Here is a 24,134-nt window from a genome sequence, read left to right as displayed (position 1 = left end):
AAAAAATCTGTTAGAATAAAAGTGAATAAGTTCACATTATTTATGGTAAATGTAAAATATGAATAATAAGATTATAATGATTGAGACGAAGCAAATGAATGTTGGTGCAATCATGATGTACGTGTTCTTTTTATTGGTATTACTTAATCTTGCCTATTACTTTTTTAGTATCACATTATAAATTTATAAAAAAGAATAATTTCAAATCATTGTTTCATAAATAAAACACATCTTTCTATATTTCTATAAGCAAAATTAATAAAAATGATCAATAATGCTACAATGTCCGCTTAACCTTGTATTTTATAAATAACATTTAAATTCAGTTATTTCAGAGTATAGTATGCAAGCTGAAAAATTGTAGGAACACGCTCAGCTATGAATAATCAAATACAAATCGATGAGCAAGCGTTGATCGAAGTAAAAAATTTAAGCTTTAATCGTGGTGATCGTGTTATTTACGACCAAGTCAATTTAAAGATTCGTAAGGGTCAAATTACTGCCATTATGGGGCCTTCAGGGACGGGGAAAACCACGCTTCTTAGACTCATTGGGGGGCAACTTGTACCTGATGCAGGCGAGGTCTTGTTGGATGGTAAAAATATTAGCCAAATGAGTCGTCAGGAATTGTTTAAAGCTCGTGCTCGTATGGGGATGCTCTTTCAGAGTGGTGCGCTTTTCACTGATATGACTGTCTATGAAAATGTAGCTTTCCCTATCCGCGCCCATACTCAATTGCCTGAACATTTGATTGCAGAACTGGTCGCTTTAAAACTCGAATCTGTGGGATTACGTGGCGCTGAGCAAATGATGCCTTCTGAGCTTTCAGGGGGGATGAATCGCCGTGTGGCGTTAGCTCGTGCAATCGCACTAGATCCAGATTTGATTATGTACGATGAACCATTTGCTGGTCAGGATCCCATCGTAATGGGGGTTTTAACCCGATTGATTCGTTCTTTACGAGAAGCGTTAGACCTAACGACCATTATCGTGTCTCACGATGTTGCTGAAACATTATCGATCGCAGATTACATTTATGTGGTTGCGGAAGGTAAAGTACAAGGCGAGGGCACACCTGATCAGTTAAAGAATCATAGTTCGCCTTTCGTCCGTCAATTCTTAACAGGTTCGGTCGAAGGTCCTGTGGATTATCAATTTAGTCATCAAGCATATTTAAGTGATGAGGTGCGTACATGAATGCGATAGCCTCACTAGGTAGACGCGTTATAGAACGTGTTCAAGGTATTGGCGTTGCAGCCATTATGCTAGTTCAAATTTTATTTTCGATACCGACTTGGATTGGAGTCAAACTCTTTATCTATCAAATGTATCGTGTTGGCGTATTATCATTGCTTATCATTGTGGTGTCAGGGCTGTTTATAGGTGCAGTCTTGGGTTTACAGATGTATAGCATTTTGGTCACTTTCGGCAGTGAAGCGATGCTTGGTGCAGCAGTTTCGTTGACCTTGTTGCGTGAACTTGCGCCAGTGGTTGCTGCACTTCTTTTTGCGGGGCGTGCAGGATCTGCTTTAACCGCCGAAATTGGTTTGATGAAAGCGACTGAGCAATTGTCTAGTATGGAAATGATCGGTGTTGATCCACTTAAACGCATTATTTCACCACGTTTATGGGCGGGTATATTTAGTTTGCCTATGCTTGCCGTAATTTTTGCTGCTGTGGGGATCATGGGCGGAAAAATGGTCGGTGTGGATTTTTTAGGTGCTGATGAAGGTTCGTATTGGAGTGGTATGGAAAGTGCCGTTCAATTTTATAAAGATGTCTTTAATGGCACGATCATCAAAAGCTTTGTATTTGCTTTAATCTGTACGTGGATTGCCGTATATCAGGGATATTCATGCGAGCCTACATCAGAAGGCATTGCGACAGCAACAACAAGAACGGTAGTGTATTCATCACTATGTGTTTTAGGATTTGATTTTGTTTTGACTGCGGTCATGTTTGGAGGTGTGTAATGAAATCACGTACGAGTGAGCTCGCAGTTGGAATATTCGTGATTCTATTTGGTTGTGCATTATTTTTCTTGGCAATGAAAGTAAGTGGCTTAGCTGGGACAAATTTAAAAGACAGTTATAGCATGACCGCAACTTTTGATAATGTGAATGGTATTAAACCACGTGCTAAAGTTGCACTGAGCGGTGTAAAAGTTGGTGAAGTTGAGTCAATCACATTAGATCCGTTAACACGTCTTGCAACAGTGAAAATTAATTTAGATGGTGAGCTGACATCTTTCAATGATGAACAACTTAAAACTGTGCAAGAAGGTGCTTTAGAAGAGTTGCGTTATAGCAGTGACTATGAAGCTGCGACGCCATCGCAACAAAAAGAAATGGAAAAGCAACTGATCGCTAACATGAACTCCATCACCAATATTGATGAAGATGCTTACATTATGGTAGCGACAAATGGCTTACTGGGCGAGAAGTATCTCAAAATTGTTCCAGGTGGTGGTTTAAATTATTTAAAACGTGGTGATCAAATTGGCAACACACAAAGCACAATGGAAATTGAAGACTTAGTGTCTAAATTTGTGACAGGTGGTGCTGGTGATTCAGCTGCGAAAAAAGATTCAAATGGTTCATCAGATGCAGAAACTGTGGAGTTCACAGATGAAACTGCTTCTTTTGTTGAATGATTAAATAGAGGAAAAATAAATGAATACGTTCGTCAAGCAAACACTGACTGTTAGCGTTTTATCGACGATGATTGCGAGTACAGCATTTGCTGCACCTACGGAGACTCCTCCTGCATTTATCAAAAAAGTAGCTGATGGCTTAATTTCACGTTTAAAAGCAGACCAAGCTAAGTTACAAAATAACCCTGCTGCGGTACGCGCAATTGTTCGTCAAAATTTAGATCCATATATTGATTCGCAATCATTTACTCGTATCGTGATGGGAACTTATGCGACGAATCAATATAGTAATGCTGCTCAACGCGCACAGTTTGAGAAGAACTTCCGTGAAACATTGATTGAAAACTATGGTAGTGCTTTCTCTAAGTTCTCTAATCAGACATATACAATTCGTCCCTATAAAGCATCTAACACTAAAAACCCTGTTGTAACGATTGATTTTATTAACAAAGGTGAGAAGATCCCTGTATCGTTCCAATTGGCTGATAAAGGTGATCAGTGGAAGATTCGCAATATCAACGTTTCTGGAATTGACTTAGGTTTGCAATTCCGTAATCAGTTTGCTGCTACTGTGAAGCGTAATGGTGGCGATATCAATAAAGCAATTGCAAACTTTAAGCCTGATGCTGAAGCTGCAGTTGAGAAAAAATAACAGAGAACAATTGTGATTTCACTCAAAGATCAAGAAATTATAGTTTCTGGAAAAATTAGTTTCGACAATGCTGAACAGTATTATCAACAAGGTTTAATGTTGATTCAGCAGGCAAAGCAGTTTCCACTTACTGTAAATTTATCAGGTCTTGAACATGGTAGTACTCTGGCGCTAGCTGTTTTAGTGCGTTTATTGCGTCAAGCACCTGGAATATCGAGTTTACAGTTTAAATCTGTGCCAGAAAAAATGATGAAAATCATTCAATCTTGCCATTTAGAAAATGATTTAAAATTGATTTGATTGAAAAATAAAAAAGCACCTTAGGGTGCTTTTTTATCGCTTTAAAATAGTAATTTACTCAACAGAAGGTACTTCATACGTTGTTTAAAAAACACAACATCCAAGCGTGCTCAAATCCATTTTTTCCATCTAAAATAAATCAGTGGTCCAAATAAGAATACTAGGATAATCAGAGTGACAACAACAAAGCTCGTCGTTCCTTGAGCAAAGGGCAGTACATCAGTGTTCATACCATAAATACTGGCCACCAACATCGGGGGAGCAAGCATGCTAGGTAAAATCGAGAATCGACGAATCGTATCATTCTGTTCAGTATTAATGAAACCCGAAGTGGTATCCAATAGGAATCGAACCTTTTGGAACAAGAATGCATCATGTTCTACTAATGAGCGAACATCCTCACTGAGTTCTCGAATATCAGCATCATAAATATGACTGCCTAAGGCACGAGGTCTTGCTAAGAAGGTCAGAACGCGGCGTAAGTCAATCAAACAGAGTTGTGCTTTACCCAACATATCTTCTTTTTGAGCAAGACGGGTAATCATATCATCGAGATCAAGAATTTGTTCACGGTGGCGAACATTCAATACTTCTGTAGAGTAGAGTTCTAGATCCTTGTGGATATCTTCTAAGATATCCGCAAGCTCATCGAGTTTAGCTTCGAGTAAACCCAAAAGTATCCAAGTCGGATCTTTATAGTCAATGTCGTAATCATTACGGCGAGCACGTGCTCGAAAGGCACGGAAAGCAACGAGCTTTTCACCACGTAAAGTAAATAGTCGATCTTTATGTAAAATAAATGCAACGGTTTGAACCGTTCCTAGCATATTGGATGACTCTTCAGGGTCACCATCGACTTGGTAGTTTTTATTTTTCGTTAAAAAATACGTACTGATATGTAAAATGCCATCATCATCACGGTAGAATCGTGCAGATGAAGAAATATCTTCTAATGATTTTAGTGTTGGAAGATTTTGTTTATAGGCATCTAAAACCCATTCTTGCTCATCTTGAGAGGGTGCAATTAAATCGATCCAAACCAATTCAGGGTGTAAATCAAACCCACCATTGATCGTTGCATCTTCTAGACTACCGCGCTCTGTGGCATAAAAGGCTTCAAGCATTTTATCTTTTCTCCCTTGCGCAGTTTGTGTGTGAACGATGGGTGTATTTTAGACAAGGATGCCATGAAAAAAAACTGATTCCATCATTAATTAGGTTAAAAAACACAGAACATATCATTTTAATTGTTGTTATAAAAACTTAAGGCTAATTTTAAATGAATTCTATTGCAATATTTTGTGGTTCAACATTAGGTTCCGATCCTGTTTATGCTGATGCAGCAAAGAAAACAGGGAAATATTTAGCGCAACAAGGCAAGAACTTGGTGTATGGTGGCGGTCGTTCAGGATTAATGGGGATTGTTGCGGATAGTGCATTAGAGGCTGGTGGAAAGGTCATTGGCGTGATTCCACAAGGATTGGTGGATCGTGAATTAGCACATCCAAATTTGACTAAACTTCACGTTGTTACCAGTATGCATGAGCGTAAAACGCTGATGGCAGATTTGTCGGATGGTTTTATTGCCTTACCGGGTGGTGCAGGAACAATTGAAGAAATTTTTGAACAATGGACATGGGCGCAACTCGGTATTCATCTTAAACCCTGCGCATTTTTAAACATCAACGGGTTTTATGATGGTTTATTACAATTCATTCAACATACGACAGATCAAGAGTTTACTCGAGCTCGCTTTACCAATGCATTAATCAATTCAACTTCAATCGAGGATATTGTGTCAAAATTCGAGTCTTATCAGGCACCACTACCGAAATGGGGTGTCCAAGATCGAGAAGATTTGGTGAAACTAGATACATGAGCAAAATCATTACTGTCGCAGCAGCGATTATTTCCAATGACGATCAGCAGTTGTTGTTGGTTCGAAAAAAGAATACCCAGTTTTTCATGCAGGTTGGTGGGAAGTTAGAGGAGAATGAGCCTTCTGAGGACACGATTCTGCGAGAAATTAAAGAAGAAATTGGCGCTGAGGCAGTAATAGATCAATATATAGGTCGTTTTGAAACCAAAGCTGCAAATGAAGCGGATCATCAGTTGATTAGTTATCTCTATCGAGTTCAGCTTAAACAAGAGCCTCACATTCATGCAGAAATTGCTGAAATGAAATGGATCGATTTAGATGATGATGCTACGCCTTTAGCACCGTTAACTCGAGAAATCGTGATTCCTTGGTGTAGGCAGCATTTTAATGCCGATTAAAACTTAAAGTGACTGTGTCAATATTCTGCAGCTGCAATGCATGCGATCTGAATGTTCTGACAGCCGAGCTTTTCTAGTGCATTGGCCAACGCATTGACTGAACTCCCTGTGGTCACGACATCGTCAATAATCAGGATATTTCTAAACTTTCCTTTTTCTGAACGTATTGGTTTGAATTGAGATTGAATATCCTCGATTCTTTCTACACGTGTTAAGCCTTTCTGTGAGTGTTGTGCTGAACGTTCAATTGGCTGCCAAATGGGTATTTGCAGTTTTTTGGAAAGAATTTTTCCGATGACCATCATTTGATTATAACCACGCTCTTTCAAGCGCTCGTTTGAAATAGGCATAGGTACAATCGCTTGAAAACGTTTCAGTTTAAGTTCTAGCAATGTGTGTGCTAGAAAAGTTTGATAATGAAGTTGTTGTTCATATTTGAATAAGTGAATAATGCGATCTATAGGAAAGCTATAGTCGAAACAAGCATAAATATTTCTTTCATGTCGATGAATGAGTGAAGGGCTTTTCCATGGAAGCATTGTCCAACAGTCATCACATAGTCTGTGGGTTTGAGTTGGAGAGAATCCGCATAATTGGCAAGCGCGTCGTGATAATAATGTGTGATAGAGGTTATGAATAGGGCTCAGCATCATGGCTCAAGTTATTTTTATTGTGAGTACCTATGATTATAACTGAGCTCGTTGATTAAGGAACATATTAAACATACGCATATCTAGGCGCTTCTGGTAACCATCGTTTAAGAAGAGCATCCGCTTGATGTGGGTAATCTTTTAAAATTTGAGTCGCGACATAGTGCGCTTGAGTTAACAGATGGTCATCCCGTTCCAATTTAGCCACGCGAAAGCCCATGTCTCCAGTCTGTTTCGTTCCTAACAGTTCGCCTGGGCCGCGGATTTCCAAATCTTTTTCTGCTATTAAAAAGCCATCATTGGTTTCACGCATAATGCGTAAACGCTCTTGTCCATTCTGCGATAAAGGACTTTTATATAATAATGCGCAAAAACTTGCTTTAGCACCTCGACCCACACGCCCCCTTAATTGATGTAGTTGAGATAGACCCAGTCGCTCCGCATTTTCAATGACCATGATGGATGCATTTGGTACATCCACTCCAACTTCGATCACAGTTGTTGCGATCAGCAGTTGTAATTGATTGTCTTTGAACTGTTGCATGACAGCTTGTTTTTCATCAGCTTTCATTTTGCCATGAACCAAACCAATATTGAGGTGCGGAAAGCGTTCTTTAATCTCCTGATAAGTCGCTTCAGCAGCTTGGGCATCTAACGTTTCTGATTGTTCCACTAATGTACAGACCCAATAAGCCTGCTTACCTTCAGCGCAGTTTGTCGCAATACGCTGCAGGACCTCTTCACGACGATCGAGTGGAATAGTGACTGTTTGGATTGGGGTACGCCCTGGGGGTAACTCATCAATCACAGAAGTATCTAAATCGCCGTACGCTGACATTGCTAACGTACGTGGGATAGGCGTGGCGGTCATTACCAACTGATGTGGTGTCGTATCCTGTGCCCCTTTATTTCGTAATGCTAGACGCTGGTCAACTCCAAATCGATGCTGTTCATCAATGATGACAAGACCCAATTTATGAAACTGGACGTTATCCTGAAATAGTGCATGAGTGCCGACGACCAATTGGGCAGAGCCTTCTCTAATCTGCTGTTCTGCAGCAGCGCGTGCTTTCCCTTTTTGTTTGCCTGATAACCAAGAAACTTGGATGCCGAGTGGTTCGAACCATTTTTTAAAATTTAAATAATGTTGTTCTGCGAGGATTTCAGTCGGTGCCATAAGAGCAACTTGCCATCCCTCTTCGAGTGGATGACATGCCGCAATGCCTGCTACTAAGGTTTTGCCTGCACCTACATCACCTTGTACTAGTCTGAGCATCGGTTTGTTTTGTTTAAGATCTTTCACAATTTCATTTGAAACACGTTTTTGAGCATTCGTCATTTCAAAGGGAAGTATGGAGAGAAGTTGTTTGGCAAATGTTCGACTGGCTGAAAATGCAGGTGCGGAGATCTGTTGAATGTATGCACGACGAGTCAATAAACTAATTTGATGACTGACTAACTCTTCAAAGATGAGACGTTGCTGCGCAGGATGCTGTCCTTCAGCCAGTTGCAACATATTGGCATCGGTGGGAGGGTGATGAATATATTCTAGTGCTTCTTTTAAAGCATACCCATTGGTAAATTTTGCAGGAATCAGTTCTGGTAAATCATGGGCATGTTGTGCTAAAGCTTGTTTAATATATTCGCGCAGTTTAGGTTGAGTGAGTCCTTCCGTTGATGGGTAAATTGCGGTTAGCTGCGTTTTTGGAAGTGGGGTATGCTCCGTAATCAATTGAATTTCTGGGTGATACATTTCTAGGCCACGAGCGCCTACTCGGACTTCACCAAACACTCTTAAACGATTTCCAGGCTTTGCGCGATCCATCAATGCTTTATAAATATGATAAAAACGTAAGGTGACTTTTCCAAAATCATCTTGTAATAATATTGCCATGGATTTGCGTTTACCAGGCGGCATATCCATTGATGCGACAGTGCCTTCAAGTAAATAGCTTCGACCTACTTGAAGTTGATTCATGGGCACAATAGTACTGCGATCTTCATAATCTCGAGGCAGATGAAACAAAAGATCATCCGTATTCCAGATATTTAATTTTTCGAGTAAAGCGGCAGCGGCGTTTCCTACACCTTGCAACTGATGGACTGCAGTCATGTCCCCTCAACTTTGCTTAAATTGACTTTATAACACTAGAGAATAGGTCTTACATGCATATTCTATTTATCGGTTATGGTAAAACATCGCAACATGTTGCTAAACAATTATTTCAACAAGGACATCAAATTACCACAGTCAGTTTAAGCAGGAAAGATCAAGCAGGTGCTATGCATCTTCAACAAGATATACACCAACTTGATTTATCGACATTGTCGCCTATTGATGCAGTATACGTGTTGATTGCACCCAAAGACCCATCACTAGACGGGTATAAAGCTGCTTTCATAGATGCGATTCCACATATGAGAAATCAGCTGGCATTGCATCCCATCCAAAAGATTATTGTTGTCTCATCAACACGCGTTTACGGACAAGATCAAGGGGAGGAGATTGATGACCAAACAGAGATCAATCCGCAAGATGAGAAAGCATTAGTGTTAGCCACAATGGAGAAACTTTGGCAAGAAGCCTTCCCACAGCAATGTATCATTGTGAGACCCACTGGTATTTATGGCGTATCCGTGAAGAGAATGATGCAGCTTGCTCAAAATACAATGACCTATCCCAATGTGCATTGGTCGAATCGAATTCATATCGAAGATTTAGCGGGTTTTCTTGTCCATTTACTTCACGTGGAACATCCAGAAAAAACTTATATTTGTAGTAATAATCAACCCATTCCATTACATGAAATTATTCTGTGGTTCCAAAAGCAGTTAAACATCCTTCCATTAAAATTATTGAGTGAGGCACAGCATGGAAAGAAAATTTATGCCTCTCGAATGTTCAACACTGGTTTTAAATTGAAACATAATCAATTTTTTAAGGATTATTGAGAACTCATTTAGGCATAAAAAAACCCTCGCTGGGGAGGGTTTTAGATACTATTTTTTCTTGCGTTTTAAGCGTTTTTTGGCTTGTTGATCAGCAACTGCATCCAAAGCTTCTTTGAGCTCTTCATCGTTAAATGAAGTGATATGTTGCAACATTTGTAAGGTTACATCATCTAGTACCAAGTTGGCATATTGAGCAACCTCTTTGAATTGTGCATCAAAGACTATTGCGCCTTCTTCGTTATTACTGATATAGCCTTGTTGAGTCAGAACTTTGATAAAACTTTGGAAGAGCGCTTTATCAAAGAATTCAGGTGAGTTGAACTCATAAAGTACAGATAAACGCTGACCTAATAGATGGCTTAAATCTTCGACCTGCTTGGTCGTAATATTTCCAGAGCCACGTTGAGTAATTAGGGCAAGTGTCATGTAGTAGCGTTCAATACTTTGCTTCACTGGAGCAGCAAGCACGACTAACTGATTGTGTTGTTCAGAGTTAGGTGCAGGGCTACATAAATTTCCATGTTCATCAATCGTAATCAACTGTGCTTCTACCAGACCTTGAACATAGTTACAGATCTGTTCTTTAAGCTCATCCGTATTCCACTTAAGGAAAAGTTCAGCTTTCAAGAATGGATAAAGTGTACGAATGACATTAATCAAATCGCCCTGTGAAATTTTACCATTGTGCTCGACCATCGCAGCAATCAGTGATGGCAAGACATAAGCATGCAAAATATTATTGCGGAAATATGTCAGTAATACTGCTTGACCATCTTCAATCGCAATGATGTCGCCAAGGACATGTTTTACACGCTTAATCAACTTGAGTTTTAAACCATAAGCAATGATTTCTTTACCAGACAGTGGTGTGATTTGAACTCGATGATCATAAGGTAAAGCTGTTAGAAGATTGCGATAGGTATCTAACTGTTTAATACAAATCTCTTCATCAAGCGTGTGCTTGGAAGTCGATAGAAGAATAAGTGACAATAACGAAACTGGGTTGATAACAGCAGCACGGTTAATATTTTCAAGAATTGCATTTGCTGAGGTGTTGACTGCATCAGAAACTTCTTGAGGAATCGGGTCATCATTCTTCTCAATTTTGATATGTTCAGCACCATGCTGTTTCAAAATCTCATCAAGGAAGACGGGTTCACCAAAGTTTACGTGTACTTTACCGAAGATGCGTTCAATCTTTCTTAAGGTTTGTAAAATACCAAAGATAGATTCGGCCTCTTTAGGCTTACCATTCATTTCACCGACGTAAGTTGCACCTTCCATCAGGCGTTCATAACCAAAATAGGTCGGGACAAATACAATAGGTTTAGCACGACCACGCAAATGACTATGCACAGTCATTGCCAACATACCTGTTTTCGGCGGTAATAAACGTCCAGTACGTGAACGTCCACCTTCAATAAAGTATTCTAATGGCGTGTTGCGCGATAGGATACTGTATAGATATTCTTTGAATACAGTGGTGTATAACGCATTTCCACGGAAGGTTCGACGTATAAAGAATGCACCGCCACCACGTAAAAGCTGTCCAACGAATGGCATATTCAGGTTATCACCTGCAGCAATGTACGGTACCATCATCCCACGCTTATAAATCACATAAGAGAGTAATAGGTAGTCAATATGGCTACGATGACAAGGTGTATAAATAATTTCGTAGTCTTTCGCTAATTCACGAACTGTATTGAAATTATGTACTTCTACGCCGTCATAGAGTTGAGTCCAAAGACGCGTCAGGGCTTGTTCTGCAAAACGTACGGTTGCATGAGAATAGTCTGATGCAATTTCATTCACGTAGCCGATCGCACGGCGCTCAGCTTCAATCAAACTGATTTTAGAGCGAATACTTTCTTTGCGAATTCCGTCCTGAACATCTTGAGATTTAATCAATGATTGCATCACGTTTCGACGATCTGACAAATCTGGACCTAATACAACTTCACGCTGACGATCTAGATAATCATTGAGTTGATTGACGATATATGTTGCAGGAGACAAGTTTGGATGTGTTACACGTGCGTAATCTACCAATTCGCGCAGTGATTTTGGTTCATGGAATTCAAGAAAAGATTGGCGACCATGTAAACCAATATTCATCAGTTGTTTAACAGTACTTGGCGTTGCCCAAGTGTCCGTAAATAGCAATTTAAATAATGAATCTTCTTTGTCCGGTGAGCGGCCCCACAATACAGTCACAGGTATAAGTTCAATGTCAGTATCTGGATGCTTATCCAATATCTCGATCAATCTGAGGAGACGAGGCGGAAATGCATGGGGTGGCGGATTAAGTAAGTTTGTTTCATCTTGGTGTTGTAAAAATAATACAGCAGCTTTCTCTTTATGGTCCCCGATCATGAGTGGGTCAAGTGCTGGCGCGAGATTTAATCGACGAGTTTCGCCGTCAACCACTAACGCATTACTACGCGAGTAATTTTGTAATACATAGCACACCACTTTTTTGTGAGTCGTATTATTTTCAGTGGGTGGTGTTGAAGGTTGGGTTTCAGTAGGAACCTCTCCAAGAACATGCGGTGTTACTACGAGGTCAAGCAACTTACTGGAAAGTCGACGATACATTTGACCAAAGCCATTCTTGGACATACATACTCCTAGCCAAAGACGAATTTCGCATGACGCGAATGAAGGCAATTATTTTCTTAAATCTGTGATCAAAACAATATGTCATTTTCTAACAAAATGCACAGAATTTGGATGAATTTTCGTTAATAATCGTATTTTTAGCCAAAATATCAAATTTGTTTTATGACAATATAGTCAAGCAAAGTTTAGTTGTTTACTCGGAAATTATGGCAATATAAAGATTGAGTCATTAAATTGGAAAATCTGTTTAAATTCAACAGGCCCAATTTAATGTCGTAGCAATGAAATATATAGGTCCGATATGAATCAGCTCACGCAAGAACTCGTAGATTTACTCACGCTAGAAAGACTTGAAGAAAACATTTTTAGAGGCAAAAGCCAAAATTTGGTTGGCAAACGTGTCTTTGGTGGGCAAGTTCTAGGTCAAGCGTTACGTGCTGCTTCATATACAACTGATCGCCCTGCACACTCATTGCATGCATATTTCTTATTTGGTGGGGATGTTAATGCACCCATTATTTATGAAGTAGATCGAATCCGTGATGGACGTAGTTTCGTGAGTCGCCAAGTTCGTGCGATTCAACATGGCAAAACGATATTCATGTGTATGGTATCTTTTGCAGACCAAGAAGAGGGTCTCAATTATCAAGTTGCTGAACCAGAATACCCGCCAGTAGATGGGCTAAAATCTGAAGCTGAACTCAAGAAAATGATTGTCGATTTCGTACCAGAGAATGTGCGTGCCAGCTTTATGCGTGATCGTCATGTTGAAATTAAGCCTGTAATGCCAGTCAATCCATTCCAACCACAACCTGAAGCGCCGTCTTATGCGCACTATATTCGTACACACGATCGTTTGGCTGATGATGTAGATGAAAATGCATTACATCAGGCGATCGCTGCTTTTTATTCAGACTTTACTTTGATGACAACTGCACTACGACCACACGGACTCAGTTATATTTCACCGAGTTTACAATGTGCCAGCATTGACCATACCATGTACTTTCATAAACCATTTCGTGTAGATGATTGGATGCTCTATGACATGGAAGCAACGATTAGTGCAAGTTCTAGAGGATTGAACTTTGGACGAATGTGGCAAAATGGACAATTGGTCTGTAGTACAGTGCAAGAAGGTCTAATTCGAATTCGTGAAATTGAAACGCAATAAGATAATTGATCCATGCTTCAAGCCAAATCTTCAGATTTGGCTTTTGACTTCATATTTGTATTTATAAATTATTCGTTTCGGTTGCAAAGCTAACAAGAAAAAATGATCGATTCTTGAGGGCGCTCATGGCATAGTGCGACTAATAAATCAAAATGAAAAGCACATGACATGAGTCTAAATACGCAAATTTTAATTGCTGCAATTTTAGGTGTGGCTTTTGGCTTCTTGTTAAATGTATTCCCTGATACAGCATTTTTTAACGGAAGTTTATATGGCTTAGGGATTGCCAGTAGTATCTTTATCGGCTTACTAAAACTATTACTGATTCCTCTCATTTTTAGTTCTATTGTTGTCGGAGTTTCCAATCTACAGAATGGTGGCCAACTTGGTAGAACTTGGAAAATTACCCTCGCTTGTTGTGTCACAACCACAACTTTGGCACTGATTTTGGGGCTTGCGTGTGCGCATCTTTTCGAGGTCGGGAAGGGTGTAGACATCACCATTTTTCAAGAGACCATGAATCAGCATCAGACGCCCGATACTTTGACGCCCTCGAGTTTTTTTACCAACTTTATCCATAATACACTAATAAACCCGTTTAAAGCATTTGCTGAAGGTAATGTGTTAGCCGTTGTCGTTTTTGCACTTTTAATTGGGGTGGCTCTCGTTAAAGGTGGTGAAAAATTTAAAACAGTGAAAGCGTTGAGTCAGCAATTTTTTGAAATCATGATGTTGATGATTGGTTGGGTGATGAAGCTCGCACCAATAGGGATTTTTGCGTTACTGGCAAAGTTAATCGCGACGGAGGACCTATCCGTTCTGAGTCGATTAGCAGAATTTGCAGCAGTAGTCACGGGAACGACCATCTTTCATGGCCTTGTTGTTTTGCCTTTGTTGCTCTGGATTTTCGGGAGAATGAATCCAATTACATTTTTTAAGGGAACACGAGCAGCCTTGATTACGGCGTTTGCTACCAGCTCAAGTTCCGCAACTATGCCGCTATCAATGAAGTGTGCTCAGGAAAATTTAGGAGTAAGACCCCAGACTGCAGGATTTGTGATCCCTCTCGGGACACAGTTGAATATGGATGGGACGGCATTGTATGAGGCTGCGGCGGCGCTGTTTATTGCGAATTTAATGGGGCTTGATTTAACGTTAGGACAACAATTGATTGTGTGTGCGACAGCAATGATTGCATCTTTAGGGGCACCAGGTATACCTAGCGCAGGTATGGTTACCATGATTATGGTTTTACAATCAGTTGGACTCCCAGCAGAAGCAATCGCAATATTATTGCCGATTGACCGTTTGTTAGATACTGTCAGAACAGTGGTAAATGTGCAGGGAGATATGATGATTAGTGTTGTTGTAGATCGTTACACGAATCCTGATCATGAACCTATTGAAAAAAATACAGCTTAAAAGATTAGATCAGATATAAAAAAGCAGGGATCCCCCTGCTTTTTTATTAAATACATTATGCAACTTTCAGTGCTGCACGTTCTGCTGCTGGTGATTGATTTAGATAGTTAATCGCATCTTCAGTTTTTGCTTCATGAACAGGGTCATACCAAGGCATTAAATAGCCGAGTTGTTGAGAAACAAGCCACAATGGGTGAGGGAGTAAACCATTGTCTTTTTGGGCAATTCGTGCCCATTCACGCCAAATCCAAGGTTTGTAAACAGCTGGTTTAATTGATTTAAAGCGAGGGTCTTGACCCATAATATGAGCAGCACCATCAACCCATAAACCTAATACAGCAGCAATCACAACTACACTTTGATAATAGCGAGAAATATAACCACCGCCAAGATGACGATATAAGTCAAATGCAACGGTACGGTGTTCAATTTCCTCAGCACCATGCCATTTTACGAGATCGAGCATATTGGCATCAGCACCCAATTCTCCCCATTTTTTGTTGTACAAGGCATATTTGCCGAGGACACAAGTCATATGTTCAACAGTAGCAATAATACCTAATCTGAATAAATCCCACTGATGATCTAAGGCTTTTGGGACGTTTAGACCTAAAGGTTTATCTGCTAAAAGTTTTCCAAAAAGAAAGTCCATAATATCGAGATTACGTTGAATATCGATATGACGTGCGCTGAGATATTCTTTATTCGCTGAATTATGTGCTTGAGCGTGCATCGCTTCTTGGCGAATAAAAGCTTTCACATCTTCTGCAAGTTTTTCATCAGTAATTTTGGGCAAAACTTTGTTGTACAGACGACAAAACCAAAATTCGCCTGCTGGTAAGATGTTATTAATTTCATTGATAAAATAACTAACGAAAGGCTGATTTGGAACCCAATCTACTGGTGTATCCGCCCACTCAAATTTAACTTTACGAGGTTTGATGTGATACTCAATAGAAGATCCAATCTTACTATTTCTTAATCGAGACAATAATTTCATCACACTTTCCTGAATTTTTGTTGTGATTATCATTTTTCAGTATAAAAAAATGCCCTCAAATAACCTTAGCATTTGAGGACATTGATGTATCAATTAGTGAATGTAATGATTTAACCATTCGGTAGGGTAGATACTATTCGGCTTTGTTGGATTCTAGTTCGGTTGTTTCGCTTGGTGATTCATCATCTTCTTGAATAACATGATCAAAATCTTCATCGATGTCTGATTCACTTACTTCAGGAATTGCACTTAGATCAAATCCGTTAGGTTGCTCAAGCGTAAAATTTAAACGACCAGCAATAACGCTTGCGAGTTCTTCAAGACCTTGCTTATTGAGGGATGAGAACAATTGGATGGAGAAGTTAAGCTTCATTTTCTTTAATTGAGCTTTGACTTCTTGCAATGCTTTGGAAGCTGGACCACGATTTAACTTATCTGATTTTGTTAATAAAACATGGACAAATAATTTGCGTGAATAAGCCCATTCTAACATCATGACATCGAAATGTTGTAATGGGTGTCGTATGTCCATTAGCAGTACAAGCCCTTGTAAACTTTCACGATGAATGAGGTAGTTTTCAAGCTCTTTTTGCCAAATGATTTTCATGCTTTCAGGTACAGCAGCATAGCCATATCCAGGAAGGTCAACTAATCTTTGTTCGGCATTGCCCATGCTAAAAAAGTTAATCATTTGTGTGCGACCAGGTTTTTTAGACGCACGTGCAAGTTGTTTTTGATTGGTTAATGCATTAATCGCACTCGATTTACCAGCATTCGAACGACCTGCAAAAGCAATCTCATAACCTGTGTCATCGACACATAAATTCAGTTTTGGTGCACTCATTAAGAATTCGGCTTTGCGCAACCAGTTGAGCGCTTGAACCGAATATTCAGTAATCGCTGGATCGGCTTTTTTCTCATAGCTGATCTTTTGCTTTGGGGCATTTGACGCCTTACTGTTTTTCGACTTTCCTCTGCTGTGATGCATAGCTCAACTTCAATAACTCAATTTACAATCAGCTATTATAAAGGAAGTCGCGCATGCAAGCGAATACTCAATCGAATTGAGTCAATCTATGGTGTAACTTGAATGAAAGGAATGAGTGAATCTGAATTGAATTTTGTAACTGAGGTGGGTATAACATCCTTCAGTTTAAATTGATCTAAATGCTGATAAAACTGTTTGACTGCATGATCTAAAATGCCTTTTAAGCCACAGTCACTTCTTAATACGCATGGTGGGTTATGACACTCTACAATTTGCTGATCGCCTTGAAGTGTTCTCACTAAAGTCCCTAATGAGATATTCAGAGTTTGAGGGGCTAGACGTATACCGCCACCTTTGCCTCGAGTGGTCATTAGCCAATTTTGTTTTGCCATAAAGTGAACGATTTTCATGGCGTGGTTTTCTGAGACCTGCAATTGGTTTGCCAGTTCTGCAATGGTATAAGGCAAGTCACGAGGTTGTGCGACATACATCAATATACGCAGGGCATAGTCGGTAAATTTATTCAGTTGCATAGATCGTCATAAAAGATAGCTTATTTCTATCTTAACATTGAAAGCCCCGTGAACGGAGCTTTCAATGATCTCTTAAAATCTTATTTCGGTTAAAGATTTAGATGAATTAATTTTTTAGTGGTGCAGACACCTCAACCACATCACCTACTTGATAGTGGTTTAATAAGATATTTGCCACAGAATATTCAGTTGCTTCATCTACCGCTTTTACTGTGATTTGATACTGGTCAGCTTGTGCAGCATCAAAGCTAAATTGTTGTGGTTGGCGCATCTCTTGCCCCGGTACTTGGACTCGTACCGAAATATATTCACCTGCTTCAGCCGTCGCAATGGTTTGACCGTCCTTGGCAGCTAAAGTTAAGGTTTTGGTGTTAGCTTCAGCTTCAATCGCTGTAATTTTAAATTCACGCCAGCCAGCCCAACCGCCATTTTGTGCAGTCAAAGCTTCATATTTTGATTTTTCGACACCAATTAAAATGTCTGCCAATTGCATATACGCGGCTTTCCAAGCAGCAATCAGATCAGAGTCCATTGGCACATCTAATACTTCGCTGATTGAATGCAGAAGGTTTTCACCCACAATCGAGTATTGATCCGCTTGAATGTCTAAACTTACGTGTTTAGTGGTAATTCGCTCAATCGCTTTTGCCAAAACTGTAGGATTTTCAATATTTTCAGCATATGCCAAAACAGCAGCAGCTAAAGCACGTGGCTGACGACCAGTACTTTGATGATCCATGTTAAATGTATTTTTTAACTCGGGGTTGTTGTTCAGCATGCGATTATAGAAATAGGTTGTAAGGGCAACACCATTCTCACGCAGGACGGGAACAGTCGCTTTTACAAGTTCAATATGTTGTGGCGTCATGAGCTTCAACTTTAGTTTTATTAAAAGATATATTTAAAATACATCTTTTAGGGTCGAGCTGCAATATGACTTGCATAGAAAACCTTAAAATAATTATGGGATATTGAGATATCCCATAATGAAGTTAAAAATGATGAGTAAAGGGAGGGCTATTTTTTTCCAAATAATGAGCCCAGTAGACCGCGTACGATTTTTTGCCCAGTGCTTCCGCCGAGGCTTCGTGCAGCACTTTTAGCAAACGTACCGACAATATCTTGGGTGAGTTTTTCGCGTTGTTTGGCTGCACGTTCTGCTTCTTTTTGTTGTTCACGGGCAAGGCGTTCTTGTTCTTTGGCTTGCTGTTTTGCGAAAGCTTCTTGCTCTTTAGCAATTTGCTTCGCGTAGGCCTCTTGTTCCTTAGCTTGTTGTTTTGCTAACGCTTCTTGTTCGGATTGTTGTTGACGCTGAACTACTTTGTTTTGCAGCATTTCAAAAGCACTTTCTCGATCAAGTACTTGCTCATAAACACCTGCAACCACACTGTTTGTCATGAGCGTCTTACGCTCTTCAAGCGTGATAGGTGTAAAAGATGAATATGGGGGCATAACCCAACCGCGTTCAACTATTTGTGGCGTACCTTGCTCATCTAGACAGCTAATCAGCGCTTCACCAACTGCCAGCTCCGTAATAGCATCTTGTACTTTGAATGCAGGATTTGCTCTAAAAGTATCAGCTGCAGTTTTTACTGCTTTTTGATCTTTTGGTGTGAAGGCACGAAGTGCATGCTGAACACGGTTGCCCAGTTGTCCTAAAACACTTTCAGGTAAGTCCAGAGGATTTTGGGTGACAAAATAAATACCTACTCCCTTAGAGCGGATTAAGCGTACCACTTGTTCGATCTTTTCTTGCAAAGCAGGGCTGGCATTGTCAAACAGTAAATGAGCTTCATCGAAGAAAAATACCAATTTCGGTTTATCCATATCACCGACTTCAGGTAATTGTTCAAAGAGTTCGGAAAGCATCCACAGTAAGAAAGTCGCATAAAGCTTTGGGGTATTCATTAATTTATCGGCAGCGAGCAAATTAATATTGCCGTGACCTTGTGCATCGGTTTGGATAAAATCCATGAGGTCTAATGCAGGCTCACCAAAAAATTGATCACCGCCTTGATCGGACAGTGCTAGCAAATTACGTTGGATTGCACCCAAGCTGGCAGGAGAAAGATTGCCGTATTCTGCTTTAAAGTCAGCTGCATGCTCAGTCACATAAGTGATCATCGCCTTGAGGTCTTTAAAGTCGATCAGTAATAAACCTTGATCATCCGCAATGCGGAAAATCGCAGAAAGCACACCTTCTTGGGTATCATTCAAATTCAGCATTCGGGCTAAAAGCAATGGACCAATTTCTGATACAGTAGTCCGAATCGGGTGACCTTGTTCGCCAAATAAATCCCAAAAGACCACAGGTGATGCGCTAAATGGGATTGATTCAATATTGAGGCTCTTGATGCGTTCATCAAATTTTGAATTGCTTTCACCTGCTTTGGCAAGGCTCGAGACATCACCTTTTGCATCAGCTAAAAATACCGGCACACCAATACGAGAAAAGTTTTCTGCCAAGACCTTTAAAGTGACTGTTTTGCCTGTTCCTGTTGCGCCGGCAATCAAGCCATGTCGGTTTGCCAGTTGCGAATGTAAAACAATCTCTTGGGATGTATCTGAGGTTTTTTTTGCGATGACAATTGGTGTGCCCATAATTATTCCTTTTTATTCGATCTTTTGTTGTTGCATTATTTTGAGTGCTTGTTGAATATCTTCTATCAAATCGTGAGGATGTTCCAGTCCTATACAAAAACGAACCAATATTCCTTCTTGTAAATGTGGATGTGCAAGCTCACGCATTTGATCAATTTGATAGAGCATTACTAAACTCACTGGGCCACCCCAGCTAAAACCTAATTTAAACAGGTGGAGAGCATCACAAAAATGGCGTATATCTTGAAGATTATATTTTTTATCAAAAATTACACTGATTAAACCTGCACTTAATTCTGATAGGCAAACTTCCTTCCAAAAAGTATGACCTGCAGATTTTGGATTGGCAGGGTGTAACACTTGTGCAAACTCATTTTGCTTTTGAAGCCAGCTCAATAAAGTTAGCGCTGATTTAGATTGGTGCGTATAACGGAGTTCCATTGAAGATAGGCTGCGCTGAATCTGTGCAGTATCATCGCCTGATATTGAAATCCCTTGAATTGCATGCATACGAAATAGCTTGTGGTATAAATCCTTGGTTTTTGTAACGACACTCCCCATGAGAATGTCACCACCACCGCTTGGATATTTGGTGAGTGCATGGACGGTGATATCGACTGCTAAGTGTTCTGTACCAAAATCAAAAGCATTAAAAGCCAGACCTGCTCCCCAAGTATTATCAAGTGCGGTAAGGATCTTATGCGTTTGAGCTTTTTTGACCAGATTCTTTAAATCTGGAAATTCGAGTGTTACAGATCCTGCAGCTTCTAACCAAATTAACTTAGCTTTATCACTGGGTTTAAAGCTCTCAACATCAATTGGGTTATAGACCTTAACGGCAATACCATAACGTGATTCTAGGTTTCGCAAATGCTCCATATTTGGACCGTAAATATTGTCAGCGACCCAAACTTCATCACCATGTGCTAAAAAACAAGAATTCACCAAGTTGATTGCAGAGAGTCCGCTTGGTGCAAGGAGGCAGTATTCTCCGCCTTCTAATTGTGCAATATTGTCGCCTAGCGTAAACGTAGTGGGGGTGCCATGCGTTCCGTAACTATAGTCATAAGCATCGGTCCAATGGCGATTGAAAAGAGCATCGGTATTTTCAAAAATGATCGTTGATGCACGATAAATAGGAGGTTGAATACTATTTAAAAGTTGAGGTGCTTTTCTAGGGCTATGTATGAGTTGAGTTTGCGTATTTATTTTCACAATTTACCTGTATAAACCGTCATTTTATAACTAACAAAACATACTACTAAAAAACTGCATAGCTGTGCTTTGTTTAAAATTATTTAACAACCTATAGGTTGGCTTCATTTTTGCAACTGCTAGTGCAATATAAGAAAAGTTCGGGTTGGAAAATGAAGCCATTAAAAGTGCATTACTTTCAGCATATTGCTGGTGAAGGGTTCGGAAGTTGTTATGAATATTTAAAATCAATTGGAGCACAAATTAGTGCTACGGAGTTTTTTGCATTACCTGTTGAGATGGCATTAGAAATCGAGGCGTTACCAGCAATTGAAGATATTGATTTACTCATCATCATGGGTGGAGCAATGAGTGTAAATGATGAGGCAAATTATCCATGGCTAAAAATAGAAAAAAGATGGATCCGTCGATATTTATCACTAGGCAAGCCTGCAATTGGTTTGTGTCTCGGAGGTCAGCTTATAGCCAATGCTTTGGGAGCAAGTGTACGTTTAAATGAACAACAAGAGTTAGGTTGGACTAATGTCTTCAGAACTCAACATGGTTTATCAGATTACTTTGAAATACCTAAAGAATTGGAAATAATGCAATGGCACAGTGAGACTTTTGAGATTCCTAAAGGAGGCGTCAGACTGGCTGAAAATAATGTGTGTGCAAATCAAATGTACCAAATTGGAAAGAATGTGCTGGGTTTTCAGTTTCATCCAGAAATAACGCCGAAAGTTTTACAAATGTATATTGAGAATGAAGAGCATGAGAAGGTATTTTCTGGCACTTATGTACAATCATTAGATACCTTAAAACAAACAAAAAAAACGAGGTTTCAAAAAGGGAATGAATTGCTGATCGATGCAATTGATTATGTATTGGGGTTCGGGCAGGGTGTACAAAAGAAAGCCGCCAACGCTTAACCGTAAATTGAGAAAAAAAGATAAATAGGTTTGCTTAACAGTTAAACAATCGTTATAATGGGCGACCCTTTGATATTAAGGGCTAAACAACGTTGATTGTTGTTTAGATCGTTACAGTCGTGGCATCGATCACGACCTTAGTGATTTTCACTGCCTCTGACACTTGCCTTGTTTTCGGACAGGGGGAGATGCGTCATGGGTGATTCTTTATATATTTGGCTTGGAGTTTACTGGTATGTCTAACCAGAGAATCCGTATCCGTTTGAAGTCTTTTGATCACCGTTTAATTGATCAATCTTCTCAAGAGATCGTAGAAACAGCAAAACGTACTGGCGCACAAGTTTGTGGTCCAATCCCGATGCCAACTCGCATCGAGCGTTTTAACGTTCTAACTTCACCGCACGTTAACAAAGACGCGCGTGATCAGTATGAAATCCGCACTTACAAGCGTTTGATCGACATCGTTCAACCTACAGACAAAACTGTAGATGCATTGATGAAATTAGATCTTGCAGCTGGTGTAGACGTTCAGATCGCATTGGGTTAAGGCTTTCGGTTAATTAACACTCTAAGTTAATTAAGCCGCTTTTTTAGAGGTTTATGCACATGGCTATTGGTTTAGTCGGTCGCAAGTGCGGTATGACACGTATCTTTACAGATGCTGGTGTTTCTGTACCTGTTACAGTGATTGAGGTTGATCCTAACCGCATCACTCAAATCAAAACGCTTGAAACTGATGGTTATCAAGCGATTCAAATCACTACTGGTGAACGTCGCGAATCTCGCGTTACTAATGCTCAGAAAGGTCACTTCGCTAAAGCGGGTGTTGCTGCTGGTCGTTTAGTTCAAGAGTTCCGTGTTACAGAAGCTGATCTTGAAGGTCGTGAAGTTGGCGGAACTATCGGTGTAGATTTGTTCACAGTGGGTCAAATCGTTGACGTAACTGGTCAGTCTAAAGGTAAAGGTTTCCAAGGTGGTGTTAAGCGTTGGAACTTCCGTACTCAAGACGCTACTCACGGTAACTCTGTTTCTCACCGTGTTCTAGGTTCTACAGGTCAAAACCAGACTCCTGGTCGCGTATTCAAAGGCAAAAAAATGGCTGGCCATTTAGGTGCTGAACGCGTAACTACACAGGGTCTTGAAATCGTTGCTATCGATACAGAGCGTTCAGTTCTTGTAGTTAAAGGCGCGGTTCCTGGTGCTACCGGTGGTGACGTAACTGTTCGTCCTACTATCAAGGCTTGAGGGGAAATAACGTGAATTTAAATACTGTTTCCGGCTCTGCTGTTGAATTATCAGAAGTTGCGTTCGGTCGTGAATTCAATGAAGCTCTTGTACACCAAGTTGTTACAGCTTATTTAGCTGGTGGTCGTCAAGGTTCAAAAGCTCAGAAATCACGTGCAGACGTTTCTGGCGGTGGTAAAAAACCATTCCGTCAAAAAGGTACTGGTCGCGCTCGTGCTGGTTCTATTCGTAGCCCAATCTGGGTTGGCGGTGGTAAAACTTTTGCTGCTCGTCCACAAGACTGGTCTCAAAAAGTAAACCGTAAAATGTATCGCGGTGCTATGCAATGCATCCTAGCTGAACTTGTTCGTCAAGATCGCTTAGTTTTAGTTGAAGAGTTTGCTGTAGCTGCTCCAAAAACTAAAGAATTGCTTGCAAAACTTAACGACTTGAATGCTACTCGTGCATTAATCGTTACTGATGCTGTTGATGAGAACTTGTATCTAGCTGCTCGTAACCTTCCACACGTTGATGTGGTTGATGCTGCTGCTATCGATCCTGTTAGCTTGATCGCGTTCGATAAAGTTGTTATGTCTGTAGCTGCTGCTAAGAAAATTGAGGTAGAACTCGGATGAACAACGAACGTATCTATCAAGTCCTAAAAGGACCTGTATTCTCAGAAAAAGCACAAGTTTTAGGTGAAACTGCTGGTGTTCAAGTGTTTAAAGTTGCTATCGATGCAAACAAACTTGAAATCAAAAAAGCAGTTGAACAATTATTTGGTGTAGAAGTTGTTAAAGTTAACACGACTATCACTAAAGGTAAGACTAAACGCTTTGGTAAAACTATCGGACGTCGTTCTGATGTTAAAAAAGCATACGTCACCCTGAAAGCTGGCCAAGATGTAGAAATGGCTGACTTGGGCGATACCGCTGAAAGCACAGCGGAATAAGGACGAGA

At 40.1% G+C, this 24,134-nt stretch carries 25 protein-coding genes; 15 read left to right on the top strand and 10 right to left on the bottom strand.

Annotated features, from left to right (window positions below):
* The first annotated feature begins 378 nt into the window (after positions 1-378).
* The 5 genes from AC1M9M_RS12790 to AC1M9M_RS12770 are packed head-to-tail and all read left to right on the top strand — an operon-like array spanning position 379 to position 3,605.
* Positions 379-1,197 (top strand): ABC transporter ATP-binding protein, encoded by an 819-nt coding sequence (locus tag AC1M9M_RS12790; RefSeq protein WP_035265033.1) that lies wholly within the window; start codon positions 379-381, stop codon positions 1,195-1,197.
* Complete coding sequence (gene mlaE / locus AC1M9M_RS12785) at positions 1,194-1,973, top strand: lipid asymmetry maintenance ABC transporter permease subunit MlaE (protein WP_481592051.1); 780 nt, start codon at positions 1,194-1,196, stop codon at positions 1,971-1,973. The genes AC1M9M_RS12790 and mlaE overlap by 4 nt, the downstream gene beginning before the upstream one ends.
* A complete protein-coding gene (gene mlaD, locus AC1M9M_RS12780) occupies positions 1,973-2,653 on the top strand; it encodes an outer membrane lipid asymmetry maintenance protein MlaD (protein ID WP_180028249.1) in 681 nt (226 codons plus the stop codon). The genes mlaE and mlaD overlap by 1 nt, the downstream gene beginning before the upstream one ends.
* Positions 2,654-2,672: 19 nt before the next feature.
* Positions 2,673-3,305, top strand: a complete 633-nt coding sequence (locus tag AC1M9M_RS12775) for an MlaC/ttg2D family ABC transporter substrate-binding protein (RefSeq protein ID WP_035265038.1) — start codon at positions 2,673-2,675, stop codon at positions 3,303-3,305.
* A gap of 12 nt (positions 3,306-3,317) precedes the next feature.
* Positions 3,318-3,605 carry an STAS domain-containing protein gene (locus tag AC1M9M_RS12770; RefSeq protein WP_481592050.1) on the top strand — a complete coding sequence of 96 codons (288 nt, stop codon included), beginning with the start codon at positions 3,318-3,320 and terminating at the stop codon, positions 3,603-3,605.
* Between the two features lie 110 nt (positions 3,606-3,715).
* Here AC1M9M_RS12770 and AC1M9M_RS12765 read toward each other — a convergent pair whose 3' ends face one another.
* On the bottom strand, positions 3,716-4,729 hold the full coding sequence (locus tag AC1M9M_RS12765) for a CorA family divalent cation transporter (protein ID WP_481596514.1): 1,014 nt from the start codon (positions 4,727-4,729) through the stop codon (positions 3,716-3,718).
* A gap of 155 nt (positions 4,730-4,884) precedes the next feature.
* Here AC1M9M_RS12765 and AC1M9M_RS12760 point away from each other — a divergent pair, with 155 nt between their 5' ends.
* Both AC1M9M_RS12760 and AC1M9M_RS12755 read left to right on the top strand, forming a co-directional pair.
* Positions 4,885-5,484 carry an LOG family protein gene (locus AC1M9M_RS12760; RefSeq protein ID WP_481596513.1) on the top strand — a complete coding sequence of 200 codons (600 nt, stop codon included), beginning with the start codon at positions 4,885-4,887 and terminating at the stop codon, positions 5,482-5,484.
* Positions 5,481-5,882, top strand: coding sequence for an NUDIX hydrolase (locus AC1M9M_RS12755; protein WP_481596512.1), 402 nt, complete (start codon positions 5,481-5,483; stop codon positions 5,880-5,882). Before AC1M9M_RS12760 ends, AC1M9M_RS12755 begins: the two co-directional genes overlap by 4 nt.
* A 17-nt stretch (positions 5,883-5,899) precedes the next feature.
* On the opposite strand, the gene AC1M9M_RS12750 is transcribed toward AC1M9M_RS12755, so the two are convergent.
* Positions 5,900-6,532 carry a ComF family protein gene (locus AC1M9M_RS12750; RefSeq protein WP_092768104.1) on the bottom strand — a complete coding sequence of 211 codons (633 nt, stop codon included), beginning with the start codon at positions 6,530-6,532 and terminating at the stop codon, positions 5,900-5,902.
* Between the two features lie 67 nt (positions 6,533-6,599).
* The gene (gene recG / locus AC1M9M_RS12745; RefSeq protein WP_481596511.1) at positions 6,600-8,645 is read right to left on the bottom strand and encodes an ATP-dependent DNA helicase RecG; all 2,046 of its coding nucleotides are present in this window, start codon (positions 8,643-8,645) and stop codon (positions 6,600-6,602) included.
* A 53-nt stretch (positions 8,646-8,698) separates the two neighbouring features.
* On the opposite strand from recG, the gene AC1M9M_RS12740 reads away from it, so the two are divergent.
* Complete coding sequence (locus AC1M9M_RS12740) at positions 8,699-9,484, top strand: NAD-dependent epimerase/dehydratase family protein (RefSeq protein ID WP_481596510.1); 786 nt, start codon at positions 8,699-8,701, stop codon at positions 9,482-9,484.
* Positions 9,485-9,532: 48 nt separating this feature from the next.
* Here AC1M9M_RS12740 and plsB read toward each other — a convergent pair whose 3' ends face one another.
* Entirely contained in the window at positions 9,533-12,106 is a 2,574-nt protein-coding gene (gene plsB, locus AC1M9M_RS12735; protein ID WP_035265057.1) for a glycerol-3-phosphate 1-O-acyltransferase PlsB, read from the bottom strand.
* Positions 12,107-12,407: 301 nt separating this feature from the next.
* On the opposite strand from plsB, the gene AC1M9M_RS12730 reads away from it, so the two are divergent.
* The gene (locus tag AC1M9M_RS12730; protein ID WP_035265059.1) at positions 12,408-13,280 is read left to right on the top strand and encodes an acyl-CoA thioesterase; all 873 of its coding nucleotides are present in this window, start codon (positions 12,408-12,410) and stop codon (positions 13,278-13,280) included.
* 168 nt (positions 13,281-13,448) lie between these two features.
* The gene (locus tag AC1M9M_RS12725; protein ID WP_481596509.1) at positions 13,449-14,702 is read left to right on the top strand and encodes a dicarboxylate/amino acid:cation symporter; all 1,254 of its coding nucleotides are present in this window, start codon (positions 13,449-13,451) and stop codon (positions 14,700-14,702) included.
* 55 nt (positions 14,703-14,757) lie between these two features.
* Here the strand turns inward: AC1M9M_RS12725 and AC1M9M_RS12720 are convergent, their stop codons facing one another.
* The 6 genes from AC1M9M_RS12720 to AC1M9M_RS12695 all read right to left on the bottom strand — a co-directional run bounded on the left by AC1M9M_RS12720 (position 14,758) and on the right by AC1M9M_RS12695 (position 21,039).
* Positions 14,758-15,702 carry a metal-dependent hydrolase gene (locus tag AC1M9M_RS12720; RefSeq protein WP_481596508.1) on the bottom strand — a complete coding sequence of 315 codons (945 nt, stop codon included), beginning with the start codon at positions 15,700-15,702 and terminating at the stop codon, positions 14,758-14,760.
* 133 nt (positions 15,703-15,835) lie between these two features.
* Complete coding sequence (gene yihA, locus AC1M9M_RS12715) at positions 15,836-16,690, bottom strand: ribosome biogenesis GTP-binding protein YihA/YsxC (RefSeq protein ID WP_481596507.1); 855 nt, start codon at positions 16,688-16,690, stop codon at positions 15,836-15,838.
* Positions 16,691-16,776: 86 nt separating this feature from the next.
* Positions 16,777-17,223, bottom strand: coding sequence for an RrF2 family transcriptional regulator (locus tag AC1M9M_RS12710; protein WP_481596506.1), 447 nt, complete (start codon positions 17,221-17,223; stop codon positions 16,777-16,779).
* A gap of 106 nt (positions 17,224-17,329) precedes the next feature.
* Positions 17,330-18,091: a globin domain-containing protein gene (locus tag AC1M9M_RS12705; protein WP_481596505.1), complete on the bottom strand. Its 762-nt coding sequence runs from the start codon at positions 18,089-18,091 to the stop codon at positions 17,330-17,332.
* Between the two features lie 149 nt (positions 18,092-18,240).
* A complete protein-coding gene (locus AC1M9M_RS12700; RefSeq protein ID WP_481596504.1) occupies positions 18,241-19,824 on the bottom strand; it encodes a helicase HerA-like domain-containing protein in 1,584 nt (527 codons plus the stop codon).
* Between the two features lie 12 nt (positions 19,825-19,836).
* Entirely contained in the window at positions 19,837-21,039 is a 1,203-nt protein-coding gene (locus tag AC1M9M_RS12695) for a PLP-dependent transferase (RefSeq protein WP_481596503.1), read from the bottom strand.
* Between the two features lie 152 nt (positions 21,040-21,191).
* On the opposite strand from AC1M9M_RS12695, the gene AC1M9M_RS12690 reads away from it, so the two are divergent.
* The 5 genes from AC1M9M_RS12690 to rplW all read left to right on the top strand — a co-directional run bounded on the left by AC1M9M_RS12690 (position 21,192) and on the right by rplW (position 24,126).
* Positions 21,192-21,950, top strand: coding sequence for a type 1 glutamine amidotransferase (locus AC1M9M_RS12690; protein ID WP_481596502.1), 759 nt, complete (start codon positions 21,192-21,194; stop codon positions 21,948-21,950).
* Between the two features lie 235 nt (positions 21,951-22,185).
* Entirely contained in the window at positions 22,186-22,497 is a 312-nt protein-coding gene (rpsJ, locus tag AC1M9M_RS12685) for a 30S ribosomal protein S10 (protein WP_004725677.1), read from the top strand.
* Between the two features lie 59 nt (positions 22,498-22,556).
* Positions 22,557-23,195 carry a 50S ribosomal protein L3 gene (gene rplC / locus AC1M9M_RS12680; protein WP_035265091.1) on the top strand — a complete coding sequence of 213 codons (639 nt, stop codon included), beginning with the start codon at positions 22,557-22,559 and terminating at the stop codon, positions 23,193-23,195.
* An 11-nt stretch (positions 23,196-23,206) separates the two neighbouring features.
* Positions 23,207-23,809: a 50S ribosomal protein L4 gene (rplD, locus tag AC1M9M_RS12675; RefSeq protein WP_035265093.1), complete on the top strand. Its 603-nt coding sequence runs from the start codon at positions 23,207-23,209 to the stop codon at positions 23,807-23,809.
* Positions 23,806-24,126: a 50S ribosomal protein L23 gene (rplW, locus tag AC1M9M_RS12670; protein ID WP_035265097.1), complete on the top strand. Its 321-nt coding sequence runs from the start codon at positions 23,806-23,808 to the stop codon at positions 24,124-24,126. The genes rplD and rplW overlap by 4 nt, the downstream gene beginning before the upstream one ends.
* The last annotated feature ends 8 nt before the right edge of the window (positions 24,127-24,134 follow it).

It is taken from the genome of Acinetobacter sp. ANC_7503, from assembly GCF_056780035.1.
This window is presented reverse-complemented; position numbering and strand designations above follow the sequence as displayed.

What these genes read in the sequence shown, in the direction of transcription:
- AC1M9M_RS12790 (WP_035265033.1), top strand. Translation starts at nt 379, where the DNA reads ATGAATAATCAAATACAAATCGATGAGCAAGCGTTGATCGAAGTAAAA.
- mlaE (WP_481592051.1), top strand. Translation starts at nt 1,194, where the DNA reads ATGAATGCGATAGCCTCACTAGGTAGACGCGTTATAGAACGTGTTCAA.
- mlaD (WP_180028249.1), top strand. Translation starts at nt 1,973, where the DNA reads ATGAAATCACGTACGAGTGAGCTCGCAGTTGGAATATTCGTGATTCTA.
- AC1M9M_RS12775 (WP_035265038.1), top strand. Translation starts at nt 2,673, where the DNA reads ATGAATACGTTCGTCAAGCAAACACTGACTGTTAGCGTTTTATCGACG.
- AC1M9M_RS12765 (WP_481596514.1), bottom strand. Translation starts at nt 4,729, where the DNA reads ATGCTTGAAGCCTTTTATGCCACAGAGCGCGGTAGTCTAGAAGATGCA.
- AC1M9M_RS12760 (WP_481596513.1), top strand. Translation starts at nt 4,885, where the DNA reads ATGAATTCTATTGCAATATTTTGTGGTTCAACATTAGGTTCCGATCCT.
- AC1M9M_RS12755 (WP_481596512.1), top strand. Translation starts at nt 5,481, where the DNA reads ATGAGCAAAATCATTACTGTCGCAGCAGCGATTATTTCCAATGACGAT.
- AC1M9M_RS12750 (WP_092768104.1), bottom strand. Translation starts at nt 6,532, where the DNA reads ATGCTGAGCCCTATTCATAACCTCTATCACACATTATTATCACGACGC.
- recG (WP_481596511.1), bottom strand. Translation starts at nt 8,645, where the DNA reads ATGACTGCAGTCCATCAGTTGCAAGGTGTAGGAAACGCCGCTGCCGCT.
- AC1M9M_RS12740 (WP_481596510.1), top strand. Translation starts at nt 8,699, where the DNA reads ATGCATATTCTATTTATCGGTTATGGTAAAACATCGCAACATGTTGCT.
- plsB (WP_035265057.1), bottom strand. Translation starts at nt 12,106, where the DNA reads ATGTCCAAGAATGGCTTTGGTCAAATGTATCGTCGACTTTCCAGTAAG.
- AC1M9M_RS12730 (WP_035265059.1), top strand. Translation starts at nt 12,408, where the DNA reads ATGAATCAGCTCACGCAAGAACTCGTAGATTTACTCACGCTAGAAAGA.
- AC1M9M_RS12725 (WP_481596509.1), top strand. Translation starts at nt 13,449, where the DNA reads ATGAGTCTAAATACGCAAATTTTAATTGCTGCAATTTTAGGTGTGGCT.
- AC1M9M_RS12720 (WP_481596508.1), bottom strand. Translation starts at nt 15,702, where the DNA reads ATGAAATTATTGTCTCGATTAAGAAATAGTAAGATTGGATCTTCTATT.
- yihA (WP_481596507.1), bottom strand. Translation starts at nt 16,690, where the DNA reads ATGCATCACAGCAGAGGAAAGTCGAAAAACAGTAAGGCGTCAAATGCC.
- AC1M9M_RS12710 (WP_481596506.1), bottom strand. Translation starts at nt 17,223, where the DNA reads ATGCAACTGAATAAATTTACCGACTATGCCCTGCGTATATTGATGTAT.
- AC1M9M_RS12705 (WP_481596505.1), bottom strand. Translation starts at nt 18,091, where the DNA reads ATGACGCCACAACATATTGAACTTGTAAAAGCGACTGTTCCCGTCCTG.
- AC1M9M_RS12700 (WP_481596504.1), bottom strand. Translation starts at nt 19,824, where the DNA reads ATGGGCACACCAATTGTCATCGCAAAAAAAACCTCAGATACATCCCAA.
- AC1M9M_RS12690 (WP_481596502.1), top strand. Translation starts at nt 21,192, where the DNA reads ATGAAGCCATTAAAAGTGCATTACTTTCAGCATATTGCTGGTGAAGGG.
- rpsJ (WP_004725677.1), top strand. Translation starts at nt 22,186, where the DNA reads ATGTCTAACCAGAGAATCCGTATCCGTTTGAAGTCTTTTGATCACCGT.
- rplC (WP_035265091.1), top strand. Translation starts at nt 22,557, where the DNA reads ATGGCTATTGGTTTAGTCGGTCGCAAGTGCGGTATGACACGTATCTTT.
- rplW (WP_035265097.1), top strand. Translation starts at nt 23,806, where the DNA reads ATGAACAACGAACGTATCTATCAAGTCCTAAAAGGACCTGTATTCTCA.